This is a genomic window from Flavobacterium sp. (genome assembly GCF_044368625.1).
Classification (GTDB): Bacteria; Bacteroidota; Bacteroidia; order Flavobacteriales; family Flavobacteriaceae; genus Flavobacterium.
Genome location: NZ_JBIPPD010000279.1, coordinates 1 through 3,318 on the forward strand (window position 1 = coordinate 1; position 3,318 = coordinate 3,318).

At 35.4% G+C, this 3,318-nt stretch carries 6 protein-coding genes and 1 pseudogene; 4 read left to right on the plus strand and 3 right to left on the minus strand.

Going from position 1 to position 3,318, the window contains the following annotated elements; all coding sequences use genetic code 11:
- The 4 genes from ACIQ2X_RS14830 to ACIQ2X_RS14845 form a co-directional block, all read left to right on the plus strand.
- Positions 1-296, plus strand: a 296-nt coding sequence (locus tag ACIQ2X_RS14830; protein WP_396179731.1) for a hypothetical protein, incomplete at its 5' end; no start/stop codon positions are given.
- 308 nt (positions 297-604) lie between these two features.
- A complete protein-coding gene (locus ACIQ2X_RS14835) occupies positions 605-1,576 on the plus strand; it encodes a phage minor head protein (RefSeq protein ID WP_396179732.1) in 972 nt (323 codons plus the stop codon).
- A 112-nt stretch (positions 1,577-1,688) separates the two neighbouring features.
- Complete coding sequence (locus tag ACIQ2X_RS14840; protein WP_396179733.1) at positions 1,689-2,213, plus strand: phage virion morphogenesis protein; 525 nt, start codon at positions 1,689-1,691, stop codon at positions 2,211-2,213.
- Position 2,214: 1 nt separating this feature from the next.
- The gene (locus ACIQ2X_RS14845) at positions 2,215-2,730 is read left to right on the plus strand and encodes a hypothetical protein (RefSeq protein WP_396179734.1); all 516 of its coding nucleotides are present in this window, start codon (positions 2,215-2,217) and stop codon (positions 2,728-2,730) included.
- On the opposite strand, the gene ACIQ2X_RS14850 is transcribed toward ACIQ2X_RS14845, so the two are convergent.
- The 3 genes and pseudogenes from ACIQ2X_RS14850 to ACIQ2X_RS14860 all read right to left on the minus strand — a co-directional run.
- Positions 2,714-2,941 (minus strand): hypothetical protein, encoded by a 228-nt coding sequence (locus tag ACIQ2X_RS14850; protein ID WP_396179735.1) that lies wholly within the window; start codon positions 2,939-2,941, stop codon positions 2,714-2,716. The two genes, ACIQ2X_RS14845 and ACIQ2X_RS14850, sit on opposite strands and share 17 nt — an antisense overlap.
- 18 nt (positions 2,942-2,959) lie before the next feature.
- Positions 2,960-3,085 (minus strand): hypothetical protein, encoded by a 126-nt coding sequence (locus ACIQ2X_RS14855; RefSeq protein ID WP_396179737.1) that lies wholly within the window; start codon positions 3,083-3,085, stop codon positions 2,960-2,962.
- 52 nt (positions 3,086-3,137) lie between these two features.
- Positions 3,138-3,318: pseudogene (locus ACIQ2X_RS14860) on the minus strand (hypothetical protein); the annotation flags it as partial.

Consider the following 3,318-nt stretch of genomic DNA (forward strand, 5'->3'; position numbering starts at 1 on the left):
GCGATAAGTTGATGATAAAAAATACAATAAATAAACAAGTATTTCCAAGACTTGTAAAGTTATCATCCATTTACTCCGCTTTGTCAAATCATTACTTTGAGTGGGACAATGCCGAAATTAGAACGTCAAAAGAAACTGCAGAGCTTGTGAATATTCTAGGCAATCAATTTGAAATAGATCCCGAGTGGGTAGAGCAACAAACTGGAGTGCCAATTTTGGGACAAAAAACCGCAAACGCTCCAGTTGATCCTTTAGCAGCTGCAGAAGCTAAAAAAAAAAGTCTGACGCAAAAATAACGGCTCTTTTTGAGCGATTAGAAGGCAACTATAATGTTTGCAACCATAATCATATACCACAAATTGAAGCCGTTGATTTAAGCGATTATAACGCTATTATTGATAAGATTGCAAAGGATTTACACGACGGTAAAATAACCTCAAAGGATATTAACCAGGATCTAATTAATCAAACTTATAAAGACTTAACTAATGGCGTTTCCAAAGGTTTTGGCTCTGATTTTACAAAGTTTGGAAAAGATGCTGGCAACGATACTGCAGTATTAGAAATGCACAAAAATATCTACCGATTTTCTCACGCAAAATCAATGGTTGAACTTCACGAAATTAACAAAGCTCTTTATGATGGAGAGCAAATGCGACAATTTCCAGAGTTCCGAAATGAAGTTGAAAAAATCAATGTTAGGTATAATAAAAATTATCTCGAGACGGAATATACAACGGCACGAAATGCGGCAGAACACGCCCGAAAATGGCAGGAGTACCAAGCAGATAAAAAGCTATTTCCAAACCTTAAATATATGACCGTTGCCGATGATAGGGTTCGAGATGAACACCAAGCATTGCACGGAATAATTAAGCCAATTGATGACGATTTTTGGAATAACTATTTCCCTCCTAATGGTTGGAACTGCCGATGCTATACGGTACAAACTGCAGAGAAAGCAGACGAGGGCAAATATGAAGATAAAACAGTTCCGCAGACCTTTATCGGAAACGTTGGCAAAACTGGAGTTATCTTTTCAAAAGGTCAATCGTTTTTTCAAATTGCTAAGGAGTTGGGGACAAATGAAACCAACAAAGCTTTCGAACTTTCAAAGTTAGAAGTTCCATTAATTAAGCGATATAAGTCTCCAAGTGGTGCAAAAGTAAATATTAGTCCATGGACTGATACAAGACCAGACGAATTGTCCGGCAACTATAAAGTTGCTGTGGTTCTAGCTAATAAGGAAAAGTTAAACGTTGATTTGTTGGCTCACTTGGACGGTTGGATTGTAAAAGGTAAATCGAACCCAGAGTATAGAATTAATGGAAAGATTGCAGACCGCAAAGCTCCTGACGAAATAAGCTACAAAAATATTCTTAGAAAAGCTAACGCTCAAGAATGTGAAATAGTAGTAGTAGATCTATCAAAAAATAAAGATACCATCGAAAATGCAGAAATCAATATAAATAATATTCTTAAATATGATAAGGTTCATCCAAATATTAAAGATGTTTACATTGTTTCTTCAGATAGAAAAATAGTAAAGCATTATAAAAGAAAAAAGCAGTCATAAATGACTGCCTTTCTGTGAGGGACGAACAAGGCGGTTAATCCAAGTTCTTATTCACACAGCAAATATATAAATATTTTTTAAACATTGATTAATAACGCTTTAAATTTTTACTATGGCAAAAAGGAGCGAAGATGAAGTACCAGACTTTGTTGGGTTTGCAAAAGAACTCAAAAGGGATGTTGTGAGCTATTCTGCGGTTACTGCCTTAAACTTTTTTATTGATAGTTTCCAAAAGCAAGGCTTCACAAATTCGAGTTTTGAACCTTGGCCAAAACGAAATAATGACACTCGCCCTGGAGGAGCTTTGTTGGTAAAAAGTGCCAACCTTCGAAATAGTTTAAAGATAATGGATAGATCCTCGGCGGCCATACTTTTTGGATCCAATTCTCCGTATGCTAAAATTCATAATGAGGGTGGAACTATAAACGTAACATTAACTAAAAAGGCTCGGAAGTTCTTTTGGTTTATGTATTATGCAACCAACGACTCCAAGTATAAATGGATGGCAATTTCAAAAAAAGACCATCTCACAATTAAAATACCAAAACGCCAATTTATAGGGCATAGTGAAACCTTAATGAGCAACTTGGAAAACTGGTTTAAAAACGAAATAGAGCAACGATTTAAAAATATATAATATGAGTGCACCGCAAAACTGGACAAAGGCATTATACAAAGAATTAGCCGAAAAAATCACAAATTCAATAGCCGCTATTGAGTGGGTGGATTTATGGCATAATCAAGTTGGATTTTTAGAGAACGAGCATCCTTTTCCAACACCTGCAGTATTTTTATCGTTTAGATCTAATCAACTAAAAGACCTCTCTCAAAAAGTGCAACAAGTCATTTTGCAAGTTGATTTTTACCTATACTTTGAAACGTTTACAGATACTTACAAAGGTTCGTATAATCAAGATGAGGCATTGAGTTTTTTGGATACAATAGACGAGCTTAATAAAATAATGCACGCATCATCTGGAGAGAACTATACAGGTATGAAACGTGTATCTTTTAACCCAGAGGACACAGGAAACGCAGGAAATTTATATCGCATCAGTTATGAATGTTTAAGTAATGACTACACCGCATTCGTGGAATACGAAAACGGAACTTTTGCCGATATGGAAGTTGAAAGGTTTATTGTTGAGCCGTAGCAAAAAGCGCCAATTGACTAGTGGGGTGTTGTGTGCGATTGAAAACAATGTTTTCAATTGTTTTTGGAGATTTATAGTATTTGTCGCCCAATTTGGCAAAAACCCAAGCTAAGGAATACTTTTGCACACCAAATTCTTTGACGTTTGAGTACTTCTCAAAATCACGCTTGATATCGCTGTACAATTTGTCTGTTAAGTCCCTCACTGCCATGTTACAAAACTATTGACTTTATTTATAATTTGCAAGTCCGATTTTAAGCCCTCCCCAACCCTCCCAAAGGGAGGGAGTAAAAAGCATAAAAAAACCGCTCGCTTGGAGCGGTTTTTCAGTAATAATTTCTATTGATTTGCTCATAATTTATTTTTCAAAGTGAAAACATACAAATTAATTTTATATAAAAAATGTTTTAGTATTTAAAATCCGTCCAATGAATTATTTTGCCTGTAAAACATTTATCTTCTGATTTTTGTATAATTGGATAGAAGTAATTGAAGAAGTCCTCCCACGTGTCAAAACCGTCATTTAATGCGAGCTCCAATCGTTCGTGGTGGCCAAATAGTTCACGTTCATTTACTGAAATTTTAATG

Coding starts and splice junctions, on each gene's coding strand:
- ACIQ2X_RS14835 (WP_396179732.1), top strand. CDS start 605: ATGGTTGAACTTCACGAAATTAACAAAGCTCTTTATGATGGAGAGCAA.
- ACIQ2X_RS14840 (WP_396179733.1), top strand. CDS start 1,689: ATGGCAAAAAGGAGCGAAGATGAAGTACCAGACTTTGTTGGGTTTGCA.
- ACIQ2X_RS14845 (WP_396179734.1), top strand. CDS start 2,215: ATGAGTGCACCGCAAAACTGGACAAAGGCATTATACAAAGAATTAGCC.
- ACIQ2X_RS14850 (WP_396179735.1), bottom strand. CDS start 2,941: ATGGCAGTGAGGGACTTAACAGACAAATTGTACAGCGATATCAAGCGT.
- ACIQ2X_RS14855 (WP_396179737.1), bottom strand. CDS start 3,085: ATGAGCAAATCAATAGAAATTATTACTGAAAAACCGCTCCAAGCGAGC.